Below are 17,298 nucleotides of genomic sequence, written 5' to 3' on the forward strand. Positions count from 1 at the left end.
TACTTTAGAGTAGCCATTAAGGAGGCGGCAAACGTGATGGGTATGAAAGTAAAAGAAGTAGCTGAACTGATTGGAGTAAGCATACGTACTCTCCATCATTACGATCAAATCGGATTATTGACTCCTCAGGAAACGACCGATTCCGGTTATCGGCTTTATTCTGAAGAGAATCTTGAACAGCTGCAGCAGATACTATTTTTCAAGGAGCTCGATTTCTCCTTAAAAGAGATTAAAGAAATCATTAATAGTCCTTCATTTAACCGAAGGGAGGCATTAATTTTACAAAAGAAAATGTTGATTGAGAAACGGAATAGAGTCGATAAAATGATTGAAACCATCGATAAATCAATCAAACATTTGATGGGAGAGATTTGCATGACGAACAAAGAGCGGTTTGAGGGAATGAACTTCAATCATAATCTTTATGAACAAGAAGCTCGCAAACGGTGGGGTGATCAACCTGTCGATAAGGTAAATATTAGATTGAAAAACATGACTGATGGTGAGCAAAAAGATTTATCTGATAAGTGGACTGCAATGTTCAATAAATTTGCACTCCTTATTAACCAATCTCCCAAGTCCCCAGACGTACAAACAGCTATCAAAGAGTGGTTTGATTTTCTCAATGAAAATTTTGGTGAATATTCTTTTGATGCCTTTTACGGATTAGGTCAACTCTATATTGAAGATAAACGCTTCACTAAGAACATCGATCAGTATGGTGAAGGGTTGGCGAAGCTCATGAGTGATGCCATTACAATTTATATAGATCATCAAAAAAAGGGTGGTACCCATTAAAATCATTATCGAGGATACAATTGGGCAATACGAAACGTTATTTTCAATGATTGAAAATAGAGAAGATTATTATCGGTATTCAATGATGAAACCTTTTGAAGATATGTGGAAAAAGATGAATGTTCCCTTAAAGGCAAAGCAACCTAACGGATATGATGTAATCATGGCTGCAAATATGCTGGGCTATCTGAGCATATTTGATACGGAAACCGGAAGAAAAGCATTAGAGAATCTAAAAGAAATTCAAGCTCTTCAAATTGCATATGGCACTTTAACTCATTGTGTAGAATTTATCCAACAAAACCGCTTAAAAATAAATGCTGATGAAATAAGGTTTGGGATGTATTTGGCCAATCAAAAAAAGCTTGAGTTACATAGAGGGTATTGTGGATTCGGAGGAATTCCGGGATTTATTCAAGTTTCAATATTCCCCAATTCATATAACATACCGAGACTGCCTGCTGTAATCGCACACGAATTTCATCATAATATTCGTTTTTCTTATTTCAATTGGGACTATGGGAACGTAACGGTTGGTGATTACTTAATTATAGAGGGGTTGGCAGAATCGTTTGCCAAAGAACTTTACGGAGAAGCTCTGTTAGGTCCTTGGGTTACTTCTTTTGAAAAAGAAGACTTAGAATACTCAAAAGAAATCATCAAAGACTCGTTAAATAAGAAAGGGTTTGCTGAGGTCAGCAGTTACATGTTTGGTGACACCTTTGCAGCCGAACAAGGTTATCAGCCTGTCGGCTTATCACCGTTTGCAGGTTATGCGGTTGGCTACCAAGCGGTGCAATCCTTCATGAAAGCCAACAATGTGGGGATTAGTGAGGCCACTTTACTTGGCACAGATGAGATACTAAGTAATAGCGGGTTGTTTCTTTAAGATATGAAGATTATTTTATCCCGTATTAACGCGATGGAAGAGGGTTTTCTTTTCCCCTCTTTCCACGCTATAAATGATCATCCTATTTTTTCCGCAAGAAAACAACCTTCAAATAGTTCCCTTCTTTAAACGCGGGAATCGTTTTGAAATCTTCCGGAAGCGTGTATTCTTCCAAAATGTCGTAACGCTCATTTGTTTCTTTAAAGGCGGTCTCTATAAAGCCTTTAAATTTCTTCATATTGAAGGCGCTGCTGTTTGTCGAAGCGACGATGATGCCGTTTTTTGCGGTGATGGCGATCGTTTCCTTCAGCAGATTTTTATAATCTTTCGCCGCGCTGAACGTCCGTTTTTTTGTGCGGGCGAAAGAAGGCGGATCAAGGATGATGAGGTCAAACTCCAGCCCTTTTTTCTCCGCATAGCCGAAGTATTTGAAAACATCCATGACTTTAATGTCATGCGCCTCATAATCAATTCCGTTGGCGCTGAACTGTTCAATCGTTTTTGCGAGACTGCGGTTGGCGACATCGACGCTGGTCGTTTTCTCAGCTCCGCCAAGCGCCGCCGCAACGGAAAATGCCCCCGTATAAGAGAACGTATTCAGCACCCGTCTGCCGTTTGCATACTTGTCCCGAATCGCTTTGCGCACATGACGCTGGTCTAAGAAAATGCCCGTCATCGCCCCGTCGTTTAAATCCACCGCGTACCGTATGCCGTTTTCTTGAACAATGACCGGAAAATCTCCTCTTTCGCCTTTGACAAAATCGTCGTCTTCCACGTATTGCCCGGCCGTATCGAATCGTTTCTTTTCGTAGATCGCTTTATAAGAAAGCTCCAGTCCGTCAATCGCCTCAATCATGCTGTCCTTATAAGCGTAAATGCCTTTACTGTACCATTGAATCAGCAGATAACCATCATAAAAGTCAATCGTGACGCCGCCGATGCCGTCGCCCTCACCGTTGAACAGCCGGAACGCCGTCGTGTCGGGCGCCTTAAACAGATGGGCTCTCGCTTCAGCCGCTTTTTTCAGCTTGTCCAGAAAGAAACGTCCGTCGATCCGTTCATCTCTCGCGCGTGACAGCACCCAGCCGACTCCTTTATTCTGCAAACCGTAATAGCCTTTTCCGATAAACTCACCCTTCTCGGATGTCACATCAAAAAGATCGCCCTCTGTTAAATGAGCCGAGCTTCCGGACAGAGCGTCTTTTTCAATCAGGGGGAATCCTTTTTTCAGCTTTCCGGCAAATGTATCTTTCACTGTAAGTAGCTTCATTGTGCATTCCTCTTTCGTTTTGCTTTCTCTTATCGTACCATAAAACATGATCAACACCGCATTGTCCCGAAAAATTCAAAACAGGGGGAAAACCATGACAGCCAAAAGAATCGACCATACAGGCATTATGGTCAAAGATATTGAAACATCCATCGCCTTTTATCAAGACGTTCTCGGTATGCAGTTAAAGGATCGTATCACTCATACGAACGGCATTATTGAACTTGCCTTTCTCGGCTTTCAGGAAGGGCCGGAGACAGAAATTGAGCTGATCCAGGGCTACAGCAGCGAGCTTCCCGCAGAAGGAAAAGTTCACCACTTCGCTTTATTAACTGAAGATATCGCGGCGGAGTTCACGCATGCGAAGCGTCAGGGCGCCGTATTTATCGATGAAGAAATCACGACGCTTCCGAACGGGTACCGCTACTTTTACATTGAAGGACCTGACGGCGAATGGATTGAATTTTTCCAGCGTTAAAAAAACGGGCGAAAGCGCCCGTTTTTTTTATGTTTCTTCAGTGACGTTTTGTTCCGCCGCCCGTTCCTCTCTCCATTTTTGAAGATCCCAAATTCGGAAAAACGGATAATAGATGATAAATGTAATCAGGAGATTGATCAGCTGCATGACCGAACCGGAGATTTTCCCGCCCGTCGCTAAATAACCGGAAATCAGCGGCGGCATCGTCCACGGCACGGCGATTCCCGCCGGTTTTGCCACCATCCCCGTGCTCATCCCGATGTACGTCGCCGTAATGGTCAAGAGCGGCGCAATGATAAAAGGCACGATTAACAGCGGATTCATGACGAGCGGCATCCCGAAAATAATCGGTTCGTTAATGTTAAAAATCGCGGGCCCGATTCCGAGACGGCCGAGCTGTTTCATCTGTTTGCTTCTGGAGCGCACAAGCATGGTCAGCACAAGGGCAAGCGTCGCTCCGCTTCCGCCGACATTAATCCATATTTGAAAGAACTGTGTCGTAAAAATGCTCGGCAGCGCTTCCCCCGCCTGAAAAGCCAAACGGTTGGCATCCATCGCCCCGTACCAGATCGGCGACATGACGCCGCCGATAATGGACGCGCCGTGTATGCCGCACGACCAAAGCAGCATTTGCACGAATTCGGCGATAAGACTTCCGCCGAGACTCCCGCCCAGAATAGACAGCGGGGTGCCCAGCAGATCGCCTACGACATTGTGGAGGCTTTTAAAAGGAGTTATTTCAATAAACAGACGGGCCAGCCATACAAGCGTAATAATAATGAAACCGGGGATGAGCGCAACGAACGATTTGCTGACCGCAGGCGGCACTCCGTCAGGCATTTTAATGACGATATTTCTTTGTATGATAAACCGGTACACTTCCGTAGACAGCATTGCAATGATCATCGCGACAAACAGACCTTTGCTTCCGAGCAGCGAAATCGGAATGCCGCCTCCCACCATAATCTCTGTTGCCGAGCCGTCAGGAATAAACGGAATCTGATACGGCGTCGCCAATAAAAAGGCGGCAAGGGCAATGGCTCCCGACGACAGGGCATCCACCTCATAGCTTTCCGCAAGCCGGTAGGCAATCCCAAAGGCGGCGACAAGCGCCATAATATCAAAGGACGCATTCACGGGATACCCGAGCTTTTCAACCCAATTTTCACCGAAAAGACCAGCCATAAAATCGGCATAACCGGGAATCGGAAGACTCGTCAGAATCAGAAAAACCGATCCGATGATGATAAGCGGCATAGTCAAAATAATGCCGTCCCGTAAAGCTCTTAAGTGCCTTTGGCCGGCGACTTTTCCGGCGACAGGCATGATTTTTTCTTCCATGACCCGATTGAACGTACTCATTTATCAAAAACCCCCTTTTTGAGTTCATTGCGCAGATGTCTTAAAGCATTTTCTCCATCATATTTTGGAAACGCTTACATTTGCATACAGAAATTTTCCTTATCCCTCAGGAAAAAAAGAATTCCTCACTGCCGATATATAAAGAAAAAGGGGGAATCACAATGTATCACACCCTGAAACCGATAATGGCCGCAGCCTTGTGCGTCGGCCTGTTCTCCGCCGCGGCGCCCGCGCACGCCGAGACGCACGACCGGGACGTTATCGTGGTGTACAAAAATCAAAACGGCAAGGAATCCGCCATAGACAGCGGAGCGGATGTGGAACAGACCTATCAGCATCTCCCGGCAGTCGCCGTGTCAGCCGATTCACAAACGGTGAAAGACCTGAAACAGGACCCTGACATCTTATATGTAGAAGACAATGTATCCTTTCAGGCAGCAGACGGTTCTGATATCCGCCCGTTATCAGCGGCCCAAAGCAGCAGTTACGCACTGCCGCAATGGGATATAGAACCGACTCAGGTCAAGCAGGCGTGGAAAGAAGGCTTGACGGGAAAAAAGGTGAAAGTGGCTGTCATTGACAGCGGCATTTACCCTCATGATGACCTTTCCATTGCCGGAGGCTATTCCGCAGTCAGCTATACTTCCTCATACAAAGATGACAACGGACACGGGACGCATGTCGCCGGAATCATTGCGGCAAAACATGACGGATACGGCATTGACGGCATCGCGCCGGATGTCCGGTTATATGCGGTTAAAGCATTAGACAGAAAGGGTGCAGGGGATCTTAAAAGCCTTCTTAAAGCGATCGACTGGTCGATCGCCAATAAAATGGACATCATCAATATGAGCCTCGGAACTAACGCAGACAGCAAAATTCTTCACGACGCCGTAGACAAAGCATACAAAAAAGGAATCGTGATCGTAGCCGCCGCAGGAAACGACGGCAACAAAAAACCCGTCAATTATCCGGGTGCCTACAGCAGCGTAACGGCAGTCTCAGCGTCAACTGAAAAAAACGGGCTCGCGGCTTTTTCCACGACCGGAAAACAAATTGAGTTTACCGCACCCGGCACCAATATTACGAGCACGTATCTGAATCAAATGTACGCCACGGCTGACGGCACATCTCAAGCCGCGCCCCACGTCACCGGCATGTTCGCGCTGCTCAGGCAGAAATATCCCGAGGAAACAAATACACAGCTCCGGCAGCAGATGCAGCAAAACGTCAAAGATCTGGGCGCTCCCGGACGTGACAGCCGATTCGGGTACGGCCTGGTGCAATATCACGTAAAGCAAAAGAGCTTTGCTGAACGGGCCGTAATAAAAGCGGAAAAGACGAAAAAACAGGCAGATATCAATCAAGCAAAAACGGCCGTCAGCAAGCTGTCCAAGTCAAAGGGAAAAACCGCTCTCGAGTCCCGGATCAATAAAGTTCAGACGGCAAGAAATGTGACGGACGCAAGAGACAAAGTCCGGACTGCCGAAAAACAAAAGAAAAAAACCGCCGTCAATGCCGCACAAAGCGCCATTCGCAAATTACCGGCCGGTTCAGAGAAAAAAGGGCTGCAAAAGCGGCTTAACGCTGTCAACTCAAGCCTTTTGAAAACAGCTGAGGCCAGCGTCAAGCAGGCGGAAAAAAAGACCTCTGAGGCCAGCACCGCAAAAGCCCAAAAAGCAGTCAGCGAAATCCAGCCGGGAAAAGAAAAAAACGCTCTGGAAAAACGGCTTGACCGGATAAAAGATAAACTCAACCGGCAGCAGGCTAGAGACAAAGTAAAAACGGCTGAAAAAACCAAGACGAAAAAAGCAAAATCAGCGGCGCAAACGGCAGTCAGCCGATTGAAGCCGTCTGCCGAAAAGACCAGCCTGCAAAAACGCGTGCGTGCGATTCGGGTGAAATAGCAAAAAAAACGCTTATGAGCCGGATAACGGCTTCACAAGCGTTTCATCACACCTGCCTATTGGTTCATGGCCGGGCGGTCGATCGTGTTCCATTTCGTATAGGACATATATCGGAAATAATGATCACGATACGGGTGCGAGGTGCCTGTATTCCAAGGCTTGTCGCTGCCGCAGAAATGGACGATGGCCGGTTCGGCACGTGTTTCTCTGTAACGTATACGGTCGATCAGTTCAGGAGGCGTTTTCTCATTCATGATAATATGCGTCTGCGCGTTCCAGCGCGGATGCAGTTCATGCCATTGATCATATAAGATCGCGTTAAGCGCGTCCTGATCATGAAACACGAGAAAATCCTCCGAGCTGTTTTCGTTAATAAAATCAATCACCTTTTCGGAAATATTTTGTTTTCTCCAAGGTTCGAAATCTATAATCATAATGCCGGAATTAAAATACTTGGCAGTGTCGCTGATATTCATTTTTTTCAGCCTTTCATGCTGTCCGGCGTCTTCTACCGCCGCAACTATTGCCGGGGAAATATCCAAGTCCCATAAAACCGAAATATCTTCCATCACAATTGCATCGCAATCAATGTAAATCATCCGCTTTACGGACTCATCCTTAATTAAATCAGGGATGGAAATGCGGTAATAAGCCGCTTTTGTAATGTGGCTGCTTTCGACTGCATGCTTGTATTGATCAGCGTCTACTTCTAAAAATTCAAGCGGCGTCCCGAATGACATCGCGGTCTGTTCAAGCTTGTCCTTGTTTTCGGCAGTAATTCCGCCGTCGATCACATATAATTTCGCATCCCTTGTTTTATCCATATTCATCAATAAAGAAGCGAACATCCCACCCAAATGACGAGCATAATGATCATCGGCACATGATACGATATGCATTGTTTCATTCTTTCCCACTGATATTCATCTCCCTTTTTGTTGTACAAATGTCTTTCCCTTTTTTAAAAAAGTAAACCTCGATCTTACACATTTTTTCTGCGGGAATGTGCTGTTTGCGATTTGATATCTTTTGCATTCCCTGTTCAAATTCAATCAGGATTTCAGCCTGAATCATCGTCAGAATATATCGCGCAGGAAAGCGAAAACACGTAAACATAAAAACAACCAGCCGGACTGCACATAAAAGCGGTCCGGCTGGTTGTGATGCGTCAATTGTTTAATCGACTTCTTTCTTAATCCCAAGCATCTTTTCGTCTAAATAATGGGCAATGTCCGCCGCTTCCTTCAGCTCGTCGGTCAGATGCTTTGGGACCTCGTTATTTAATTTGTAATAAATTTTATGTTCAAGACTCGCCCAAAAATCCATGGCAATGGTGCGGATTTGAATTTCCGCCTTCACATATTCCACACGATTCGTCAAATAAACGGGAATTTCAATAATCAAATGCAGGCTGCGGTAGCCGTTCGGCTTCGGATGTTTGATATAATCCTTCACCTTTACGATCTTCAGGTCCTTATGCTGCTTCAAAACCTCAGCGACATTATAAATATCGGAAATAAAGGAACAGATAATCCTGACACCCGCAATATCATGAATATGCTCTTTCATTTCCTGCGTCGTCACATCGCAGCCTTTGCGCATCAGTTTATTGACGATACTCTCGAAACTTTTTACGCGTGATTTTGTATGCTCGATCGGGTTATGCCCGTGAATCAGATTATATTCCTGGCTGATAATAGAAAACTTCGTATCCAGCTCATCTAAAGCGAATTTATAAACTAATAATTCATTTTTCCAATCTTCCATGACCGTTTTCAAATCATCCATATGGGCTGTTGACAAGTCCATTTTTTTCATCTCCTTGCTTTGCTGTCCGTATATAAGACGGGTCAGTCCGCGGTCAGGTTCTTTACAAAATCGTGAAGATTATGTCATAAAAAAAAGCAAATGCCGGTTATGGCATTTGCCCTTTCATTTGATCAGCGGAAATAACTGATCAGGAGTCCGATGGAAAGCAGGAATCCGAAAAATGTATTGGTTTGCGCCGTTGATTTCATCGCAATAATCATGTTCATCGGCATTTCGTTTTTCACAAAGCCTTTCACGGCCTGAACGGGTTTCGGCACGCTCAGGAAGACCAGGAACAGCCACGGGCTTGTGTAACCCATGATGACAAGACCGACGATCCAGATGTAAGCGATGGCAAAAGATGCGGCCAGTATCATGACGGCCCCTCTATGCCCCATCAAAATGGCCAGGGTTTTACGTCCGCCCTTTTTATCTTCCTCAATATCACGGATATTGTTGGACAGATTAATGGCTCCGACCAAGATGGCGATCGGGATGGAAATCAAAATGCTCTGTTCATTAATTCTGCCTGTCTGAATGAAGAAAGAAATAAGGACAAATACAGAGCCCATGCAAATGCCGGAGAACAGTTCCCCGAACGGTGTATACGCAATCGGCAGCGGGCCGCCCGTATACAGATAGCCGATCAGCATGCCGGCAAGGCCGATAGCCGCAAGCCACCAGCTGCTGCTCATGCAGATATAAACACCGAGCACGAGGGCAATCGCATAAGAGCCGAGCGCCAGCTGCAGAATTGTTTTCGGCTTCATGCCGTGCCGGACGATCGCTCCGCCGATACCGACGGAATCCTCCGTATCTAAACCGCGTTTAAAATCGTAATATTCATTGAATAAGTTCGTGGCGATCTGGATCCAAAGGCAGGAAAACAGCATGGCCAAAAACAGCAGGAAATCAACCTTTACGTAAAACATCGCCAATACGGTGCCGAGAAGTACGGGCACAAACGATGCCGTCAATGTATGAGGGCGGGTTAGCTGCCACAAAATGCGGCCCATGCTTTCTTTCTCGGGCGTCTTTTGGCTGCCCCCCATATTGTTTTGATTCATTTTCCTCTTCCTTTCTATTAAAAGGCTTTCACAGTCAGCCGATAACAGTAGTGTTGAATTGGGGTTTTCACGTTTTCTGCTACCTTATCTATCATAATAATTTCTTCCTCATTTCACAAGATGCGGCGCTTTATCGGCTATCCTGCCGGAAACGGCTTTTCGCCCTTCTCCATTAGGGTTCGGCACAAGCCTGCTTAAGAAAAAACCGCCAAAATTTTTTTACCTCGTTTATATTTACGATAAGTTAAAAATCCCGCCTGAACAGCGCCTTTTTAGTATGATCATTTGCCAATTTATACATGCGTGTTTTCCATCCTTTTGTTTCTCATTCATTTTTAAGGAAATTTTAAGCTTAGGATATTAGACATATTTTGAAACTTTTTGTTAATCTAATCGTCATATACTGGTGTAATTATTGAATACGCGGGGAAGGAATTTTGAATATGATGCAAAAATTAAAACGTGCTTATGAAAATACATTGATCAAATGGACGTTTCATACGGGCTTTTATTTTCTGATATTAGTATTGCTCTTTTGGATGTATGGATTTCATACAGCGAATACCGGCACTTATATTTACAACGATTTCTAATCGGGGAGGATAACTATGAAACTACTTGATGCTATAAAAACATACGCAGACGCCAAGCCGCAGGCCGAAGCGTTTCGTTCCTTAGATCATTCCCTCACTTACGGGGAATTATGGGATTTGTCGGAGCGGGTTGCGTCCGGCATTCAAAAACATACAGCTGACGGTTCGAAAGCGCCTGTCCTGGTTTACGGACATATGGAGCCGAATATGATCGTTTCTTTCTTAGGAAGCGTCAAAGCGGGCCGCCCTTACATCCCTGTCGATGTTTCCATTCCGGCGGAGCGGATCGTCAAAATCATTGAAAGCTCAGGCGCAGAGCTGCTTATCAGCGTATCGGGCGATGCAGTCGATACGGGAAGCAATCTGATTAAAACCGTTACGCCCGAAGAGCTTGCAGCTGACGGAGATGCAGACCTCAGCCGTGAGAACTGGGTAAAAGAGCTGGACACGTTTTACATTATTTACACGTCCGGCAGCACGGGAAATCCGAAGGGCGTGCAGATATCGGCTGATAACCTGCAAAGCTTTACTGACTGGATCTGCAGGGATTTTCCTGTGGGCGAGGGTAAGACATTCTTAAACCAAGCTCCGTTTTCTTTTGATTTATCTGTCATGGACATTTTCCCGTCGCTTCAAACGGGAGGTACGCTGCACTGCGTAACGAAAGACAAAATCAATAAACCGAAAGTACTATTTGAAGAGCTGGAGAAATCCAAACTGAACGTCTGGACATCGACGCCGTCTTTCGTCCAAATGTGTCTGATGGACCCCGGCTTTACGCAGGAGCTCCTGCCTGAGGCAGAAGTATTTATGTTTTGCGGAGAAGCGCTTCCGGCTGCCGTGGCACAGGAGCTGTTAAACCGTTTTCCGAAGGCCCGCGTATTCAATACATACGGTCCGACTGAAACAACGGTTGCCGTCACCTCCGTTGAAATTACGCAGCAGATCATCGATGAAAATGAATCTCTGCCTGTCGGTTTTGCAAAACCCGATATGGATATCTTCATCATGGATGAAAACGGGAATAAGCTTCCGGACGGAGAAAAAGGGGAAATCATCATCGCGGGCCCGAGCGTGAGCAAAGGCTATCTCGGAGAACCTTCTCTGACGGAAAAAGCGTTTTTCCCGATCGACGGCCAGTGGGCATATCACACGGGTGATGCCGGTTATGTTCAGGATGGTCAGATTTTCTGCCAAGGACGCCTTGATTTCCAGATTAAGCTTCACGGCTACCGCATGGAGCTGGAGGAAATCGAAGTACATGTAAGGCAGTCTCAATATGTGCGCACGGCGGTTGTCATCCCGTATCAGCCTAACGGACCTGTCGAATATTTAATTGCCGCCATCGTGCCTGAAAAACATGATTTTGAAAAAGAATTCCAGCTGACAAGCGCCATTAAGAAAGAACTGGCCGCTTCGCTTCCGGCCTACATGATTCCGAGAAAATTCATTTATCAGGATCACATTCAAATGACTGCGAACGGAAAAATCGACCGTAAACGCATTGGCGAAGAGGTTCTTGTATGACGCCTTACAGCTCGTTTTTCTTCTTTATCTTACTTGGAATCCTTCTTTTGCCGACGATTATTTTAGGGCTGAACGGCAAGAGATTCCAAGGATACAACATGTTTATATCCATCATCGTATTGGCTTTGATTTTCGCGCATGATCTGCACGGCGTGATCGCACTATGTATCTTTACGCTGTGGCAGGTGCTTTTAATCAGGGGTTATCTCGCTTACAGACTGAAAGCCAACAGCGGCTTTGTCTTCAGTATGGCCGTGATCGCGTCCATTTTACCCCTGTTTTTATCTAAATTATGGCCGTTTTTCTTTCCGCCGGCGCCTCATCACCCGGTTCATAACCTGATCAGTTTCTTAGGAATTTCTTATTTGACATTTAAAGGCGTCCAGCTGATCATGGAAACGAGAGACGGGCTGATTAAAGAAAAAATGCCGCTTCACCGCCTTTTGTACTTTATTATGTTTTTCCCGACCATTTCTTCCGGTCCGATCGACAGATACCGCAGATTTGCCAAGGACGAACAGAAAGTATGGACAAAGGGAGAATACGCTGATTTACTGTATACCGGCATTCATAAAATTTTTATCGGTTTCTTATACAAATTCATTATCGGATATGCGATTAACACGTATTTCATTATGAATCTGTCTCATATCACCCACAGCAAACTGTGGGGTAATGTGCTGTACATGTACGGATACAGCTTGTACCTGTTTTTTGATTTTGCGGGTTACACGATGTTTGCCGTCGGTGTAAGCTATATCATGGGTATCAAATCTCCGGAAAACTTTAATAAGCCGTTTATCAGCAAAAACATTAAAGACTTCTGGAACCGCTGGCACATGTCCTTATCCTTCTGGTTCAGAGACTACGTATTTATGCGCTTTGTTTTCTGGATGACAAAGAAAAAATGGATAAAGAACCGGATGGCCGTCTCGAACATCGGGTATTTCCTGCTGTTCATGCTGATGGGCGTCTGGCACGGACTCGCCCTGCAATATATTGTATACGGCCTGTACCACGCCGTATTAATGACCGGGTATAACTTTTTTGAGAAATGGAATAAGAAATACAAGTGGCTGCCCGCCAATCGTTTTACGGCCTTTTTAGCCATCGTCATCACATTCCATTTCGTATGTTTCGGATTTTATATTTTCTCAGGAAAACCATTTCATCACTAAAGGAGATTGAAAACACATGGAATTTAAACAGGAAGTATTAGACGTATTAGCTGAAGTTTGTCAGGAGGACGCTGTGAAAGAAAATCCTGATATTGAAATCTTTGAAGAAGGACTGCTTGATTCTTTCGGAACTGTAGAGCTGCTGGTCGCCATCGAAAACCGCTTCGGCATTACAGTGCCGATCACTGAATTTGACCGTGACGAGTGGAATACGCCAAACAACATTGTAAACAAACTGACTGAGTTGAAGTAAATGAAAAAGCGTTTCTTTGGACCAATTATTTTAGCGTTCGTCCTGTTTGTCGGAGCTATCGCAGTTCCGGCTTCATGGCTTACGCGCTTCATTCCTGAAAAACGTGTCGAAGAGTCGGCGGCAGCCTTAAATCCGAATATGTTCCAGGGACTCTATCTTCAAAACAAAATGTTCGAAGACTCGAAGTATCTGCCGATTTTCGGTTCTTCCGAGCTTTCAAGACTGGATGAGTTTCACCCGTCCAACTATTTCCAAGTGAACAACCAAGGCTTTACGCCTTATCTTGTCGGAAAAGGCGGGGACCAATCCTTGATACACGCCGTGAACTTTGCGGCGCATTATCAGCAGCTGAAAGGCAAAAAGCTGGTATTCATTGTTTCTCCGCAATGGTTTATCAAAAAAGGTTCTGATGAACAGCACTTTGCGCCGAATTTTTCATCACTTCAGGCATTGGATTTAGCATTTAATAACCAGATTGATCCCGCGGTCAAAAAGAACATGATGAAGCGCATGCTCCGTTTTAAAGTCGTTCAGCATGATGCCGTCCTTTCTGAATTGTACAAGGGAATGGTCAACGGACAATCATGGAAAGTGAAAGCGGTCATGCCGGCTGCCAAAGCTTATTATTCTCTGCTTGAGAAAAAAGATCTTTATTATTCAATGGGAGAAAACAAGGGCCCTGAACGGACGATCTCTGAAAACCTGAAAGGGAAATCGTGGTCAGAGTTAAAAACAGCCGCGGCTCAATTAGGAGAACGGAGCTCCAAGTCCAATCCTTTCTATATCGATGACGCTTCTTATAAAAAGATTAAGAAGAAAGTAAAGAGAGTGAAAGGAATCAACAAAGGAAGAACATACGCCAAATCAGTCGAATATCACGACTTTGAGGATATGCTGGACATTCTGAAAGATGCCGGCGCTGAACCGATGTTCGTGGTTATTCCGGTCAACGGAAAATGGTATGACTACACCGGCTTCCCGAAAAAAGGCCGGACTGATTACTACAAAAAAGTCACTAAGCAAATTAAAGCGAAGGGCTTTCAGGTTGCCGACTTATCCGGGCACGAATATGATCCGTACTTTATGAAAGACACCATCCATATCGCCTGGAAGGGCTGGGTGTACGTCGATAAAGCAATGGAGCAGTTTTACAAAACCGGCAAGGTGACGGTTCACTGAGCACGGTGATGACAGAATACGTAAAAACGAACACGCAGGGGGCATTCTCTCCCCTGCTTTTTATGTGATTTGATTTTTTCACAAATTTGAGGAAAACTATTGCGAATATTTGTTGAAGGTATACAATAGAATATAAATTATTTTCAAATAAGTTTGACAATAACACCAATAGGGAGACAGAACATTATGAAACAAGACATTCGTGTTGAATTCACTTCAGCCAAAAAACCGAAACCGGACCCCCATGACCTTGCGTTCGGCAGAATTTTCACCGACCATATGTTTGTTATGGATTACGACGCCGATCAAGGCTGGTATGATCCGAGAATTATTCCCTATCAGTCCATCTCAATGGATCCTGCGGCCATGGTTTATCATTACGGCCAAACCGTTTTTGAAGGGCTTAAAGCGTATGTAACGAAGGATCAGGAAGTGCTTCTGTTCAGACCGGAGAAAAATATGGAGCGCCTGAACCAGTCAAATGACCGCCTTTGCATCCCGCTCATTGATGAAGAGCTTGTTCTTGAAGGCCTGAAACAGCTCGTAGCCATCGACAAAGACTGGATTCCGAAAGCGGAAGGCACTTCCCTTTATATCCGTCCGTTTATCATTGCGACTGAGCCTTTCCTCGGTGTAGCGGCATCCCATACGTACAAGCTGTTTATCATTCTTTCCCCGGTCGGCTCTTATTACAAAGAAGGCATTAAACCGGTAAAAATCGCCGTGGAAAACGAATTCGTGCGCGCCGTCAAAGGCGGCACCGGAAACGCGAAAACCGCCGGCAACTACGCATCAAGCCTGAAAGCGCAGCAGGTTGCGGAGGAGAAGGGATTTTCCCAGGTTTTATGGCTTGACGGCATTGAGAAAAAATACATCGAAGAAGTCGGCAGCATGAACATCTTCTTCAAAATCAGCGGCGAAATCGTGACGCCGGAGCTGAACGGAAGCATTCTTGAAGGAATTACGAGAAATTCCGTCATCACCCTTCTCAAACATTGGGGACTGACTGTGTCTGAGCGGAAGATTTCGATCGATGAAATCATTCAGGCGCATCGTGACGGCCGATTGGAAGAAACATTCGGAACCGGTACGGCGGCGGTCATTTCTCCGGTCGGCGAACTGATCTGGAATGATGAAAGTCTTGTCATCGGCAGCGGTGAAACCGGAGAGATCTCGAAGAAATTGTACGATACCATTACAGGCATTCAAAAAGGCGCGGAAGCCGACGTGTTCGGCTGGACGACGGAAGTCGCCTCACTAAGCGAAACAAAATAAGCAAAAAACCCGGAAGCGAATCCGGGTTTTTTTACTGCTCTTATGCTTCAATCGACTTAAAGAAATGAGGCAGATGTTCTTTGTGGGCCTCAAGCATTTCATCCAGAATGGCCTTTGCCACGGAGTCTGACGGGACGAGAGGATTGATCGTCATCGCAAGTAGCGCCGTTTGATAATCTCCCGTGACGGCTGCTTCAGCGGCGACACGCTCAAATGATTTGATTTGCTGGACGAGTCCGCGGACAGACACCGGCAGATCACCGACGGCGATCGGTTTCGGGCCGTCTTTCGTCATGACACAGTTCACTTCGACCGCTGAGTCATTCGGAATGCTGGCGATCGCGCCGTTGTTGATCGTATTGACGGGCTGGATATCATGTTTGTCGTTATAGATGGAGCTGATCAGGTTGCAGGCCGCGTCACTGTAGTACGCTCCGCCCCGTTTTTCAAGCTGCGGCGGTTTAATGGCGAGATTCGGATCTTTGTACAGTTCGAACAGTTCTTTCTCAACCTTCTGTACGACCTCGGCGCGTGTGCCCTCCGTCTGTGACGCTTCTATTTCATGCTCGAGCATTTCTTTCGTTTTGAAATAATAGCGGTGGTAGCCGCAAGGAATCAGATCGAGCGCCTTCAGGAATTCAGGCTCCCATTCCGCCCCTGAAATATTTTTCATCGTCATGGCGTTTTTCGGGTCTCCCATGGCTTCAATGACTTGATCTTTCACGCTGACGCCGTCTAAGAAAACATCTAATCCGAAGACCATGTGATTCAGCCCGGCAAATTGCACTTCGATCCGGCTGACATCCACGTCCAATGCTTTTGCGACGCCCATTTTAATGCCGATCGGCACATTGCAGAGGCCGACGACTTTTGTGAGATTCGAGTAGCGGAGCAAGGCCTCGGTAACCATGCCGGCAGGGTTTGTGAAATTCACGAGCCATGCATTCGGACAAAGCTCTTCGATGTCTTTCGCGATTTCCAGAATAATCGGGATGGTGCGCAGCCCTTTGAATAAACCGCCCGGACCGTTTGTCTCCTGGCCGATTACACCGTATTTTAGCGGAATCCGTTCGTCTTTGGCGCGGGCCTCAAGAAGGCCGACGCGGAATTGAGTCGTTACGAAATCCGCATCCTTCAAAGCTTCTCTCCGGTCAAGCGTCAGGTGAATCTCTATCGGAACACCCGCTTTTTCGACCATGCGTTTTGCAAGCGTGCCGACGATATTGAGTTTTTTCTCGCCTTCGGGAATGTCGACGAGCCATAATTCTCTGACAGGCAGTTCCTCATAGCGTTTAATGATGCCTTCCACAAGCTCCGGTGTATAGCTTGAACCTCCGCCGATCGTTACAATTTTAATTCCTTTTGTCATATTTTTGCTCCCCCTTGCAGACTCACTTTTTCGTAAATCTCGACTAACTCAGCGGCCAAGTCTTTCACGGTCATGGCATTCATTAAATGATCTTGCGCATGCACCATCAAAAGCGTCATGTCTGTTTTTTCTCCGCCGGCTTCATTTTGGATCAGTTCTGTCTGATAATGATGGGCTTCCGTCAGTTCCTTTGCGGCTTCCTGAAGCTTTTCTTCCGCCATGGCTCTGTCCCCCCGCTTTGCGGCGGCAATGGCTTCCATTGATGCACTTCTGCCGTTGCCGCCATGCAGGATGATCTGAAAAATGGTCTGTTCCATTTTTTCATTCATGTGTTTCACTCCCTT

At 45.9% G+C, this 17,298-nt stretch carries 17 protein-coding genes; 10 read left to right on the forward strand and 7 right to left on the reverse strand.

The features are described 5' to 3' along the window. Positions 1-36 precede the first annotated feature (36 nt). Positions 37-798 (forward strand): MerR family transcriptional regulator, encoded by a 762-nt coding sequence (locus ACKTRM_RS18125; protein WP_012118755.1) that lies wholly within the window; start codon positions 37-39, stop codon positions 796-798. Continuing rightward, the gene (locus tag ACKTRM_RS18130) at positions 785-1,687 is read left to right on the forward strand and encodes a DUF2268 domain-containing protein (protein ID WP_012118756.1); all 903 of its coding nucleotides are present in this window, start codon (positions 785-787) and stop codon (positions 1,685-1,687) included. Before ACKTRM_RS18125 ends, ACKTRM_RS18130 begins: the two co-directional genes overlap by 14 nt. A gap of 82 nt (positions 1,688-1,769) precedes the next feature. Here ACKTRM_RS18130 and ACKTRM_RS18135 read toward each other — a convergent pair whose 3' ends face one another. After that, positions 1,770-2,957, reverse strand: coding sequence for a class I SAM-dependent rRNA methyltransferase (locus ACKTRM_RS18135; protein WP_007407727.1), 1,188 nt, complete (start codon positions 2,955-2,957; stop codon positions 1,770-1,772). Positions 2,958-3,051: 94 nt separating this feature from the next. Between ACKTRM_RS18135 and ACKTRM_RS18140 the strand changes: the two genes are divergently transcribed. Continuing rightward, entirely contained in the window at positions 3,052-3,435 is a 384-nt protein-coding gene (locus tag ACKTRM_RS18140) for a VOC family protein (protein ID WP_012118757.1), read from the forward strand. 27 nt (positions 3,436-3,462) lie between these two features. Here ACKTRM_RS18140 and celB read toward each other — a convergent pair whose 3' ends face one another. Then, positions 3,463-4,797, reverse strand: a complete 1,335-nt coding sequence (gene celB, locus ACKTRM_RS18145) for a PTS cellobiose transporter subunit IIC (RefSeq protein ID WP_007407728.1) — start codon at positions 4,795-4,797, stop codon at positions 3,463-3,465. Positions 4,798-4,958: 161 nt separating this feature from the next. On the opposite strand from celB, the gene ACKTRM_RS18150 reads away from it, so the two are divergent. Beyond that, entirely contained in the window at positions 4,959-6,704 is a 1,746-nt protein-coding gene (locus tag ACKTRM_RS18150; protein WP_012118758.1) for a S8 family peptidase, read from the forward strand. 56 nt (positions 6,705-6,760) lie between these two features. Here ACKTRM_RS18150 and ACKTRM_RS18155 read toward each other — a convergent pair whose 3' ends face one another. The 3 genes from ACKTRM_RS18155 to ACKTRM_RS18165 all read right to left on the reverse strand — a co-directional run bounded on the left by ACKTRM_RS18155 (position 6,761) and on the right by ACKTRM_RS18165 (position 9,580). Then, complete coding sequence (locus tag ACKTRM_RS18155) at positions 6,761-7,621, reverse strand: glycosyltransferase family 8 protein (protein WP_041482227.1); 861 nt, start codon at positions 7,619-7,621, stop codon at positions 6,761-6,763. Positions 7,622-7,880: 259 nt separating this feature from the next. After that, positions 7,881-8,513 (reverse strand): GTP pyrophosphokinase, encoded by a 633-nt coding sequence (locus tag ACKTRM_RS18160; RefSeq protein ID WP_007407732.1) that lies wholly within the window; start codon positions 8,511-8,513, stop codon positions 7,881-7,883. Positions 8,514-8,644: 131 nt separating this feature from the next. Continuing rightward, the gene (locus ACKTRM_RS18165; RefSeq protein WP_003150884.1) at positions 8,645-9,580 is read right to left on the reverse strand and encodes a 1,4-dihydroxy-2-naphthoate polyprenyltransferase; all 936 of its coding nucleotides are present in this window, start codon (positions 9,578-9,580) and stop codon (positions 8,645-8,647) included. A gap of 443 nt (positions 9,581-10,023) precedes the next feature. Here ACKTRM_RS18165 and ACKTRM_RS18170 point away from each other — a divergent pair, with 443 nt between their 5' ends. The 6 genes from ACKTRM_RS18170 (at position 10,024) to ACKTRM_RS18195 (ending at position 15,585) form a co-directional block, all read left to right on the forward strand. Continuing rightward, complete coding sequence (locus ACKTRM_RS18170; protein WP_003150882.1) at positions 10,024-10,173, forward strand: teichoic acid D-Ala incorporation-associated protein DltX; 150 nt, start codon at positions 10,024-10,026, stop codon at positions 10,171-10,173. Positions 10,174-10,188: 15 nt separating this feature from the next. Then, positions 10,189-11,700 (forward strand): D-alanine--poly(phosphoribitol) ligase subunit DltA, encoded by a 1,512-nt coding sequence (gene dltA / locus ACKTRM_RS18175; protein WP_012118761.1) that lies wholly within the window; start codon positions 10,189-10,191, stop codon positions 11,698-11,700. Continuing rightward, positions 11,697-12,878, forward strand: coding sequence for a D-alanyl-lipoteichoic acid biosynthesis protein DltB (dltB, locus tag ACKTRM_RS18180; RefSeq protein ID WP_012118762.1), 1,182 nt, complete (start codon positions 11,697-11,699; stop codon positions 12,876-12,878). The genes dltA and dltB overlap by 4 nt, the downstream gene beginning before the upstream one ends. A gap of 16 nt (positions 12,879-12,894) precedes the next feature. Further along, positions 12,895-13,131 (forward strand): D-alanine--poly(phosphoribitol) ligase subunit 2, encoded by a 237-nt coding sequence (gene dltC / locus ACKTRM_RS18185; protein ID WP_003150875.1) that lies wholly within the window; start codon positions 12,895-12,897, stop codon positions 13,129-13,131. After that, positions 13,132-14,310: a D-alanyl-lipoteichoic acid biosynthesis protein DltD gene (dltD, locus tag ACKTRM_RS18190; protein WP_012118763.1), complete on the forward strand. Its 1,179-nt coding sequence runs from the start codon at positions 13,132-13,134 to the stop codon at positions 14,308-14,310. It abuts the gene before it with no gap. A 183-nt stretch (positions 14,311-14,493) separates the two neighbouring features. Next, positions 14,494-15,585, forward strand: coding sequence for a branched-chain amino acid aminotransferase (locus ACKTRM_RS18195; RefSeq protein WP_041482277.1), 1,092 nt, complete (start codon positions 14,494-14,496; stop codon positions 15,583-15,585). Between the two features lie 40 nt (positions 15,586-15,625). Here the strand turns inward: ACKTRM_RS18195 and licH are convergent, their stop codons facing one another. Together licH and licA are read right to left on the reverse strand one after the other, a co-directional pair. Next, positions 15,626-16,954: a 6-phospho-beta-glucosidase LicH gene (licH, locus tag ACKTRM_RS18200; RefSeq protein ID WP_007407738.1), complete on the reverse strand. Its 1,329-nt coding sequence runs from the start codon at positions 16,952-16,954 to the stop codon at positions 15,626-15,628. Continuing rightward, complete coding sequence (licA, locus tag ACKTRM_RS18205) at positions 16,951-17,283, reverse strand: PTS lichenan transporter subunit IIA (protein ID WP_007407739.1); 333 nt, start codon at positions 17,281-17,283, stop codon at positions 16,951-16,953. Before licA ends, licH begins: the two co-directional genes overlap by 4 nt. Positions 17,284-17,298 lie beyond the last annotated feature (15 nt).

Origin of the sequence: Bacillus sp. D7-8 (assembly GCF_052055895.1) — a bacterium.
Classification (GTDB): Bacteria; Bacillota; Bacilli; order Bacillales; family Bacillaceae; genus Bacillus; species Bacillus velezensis.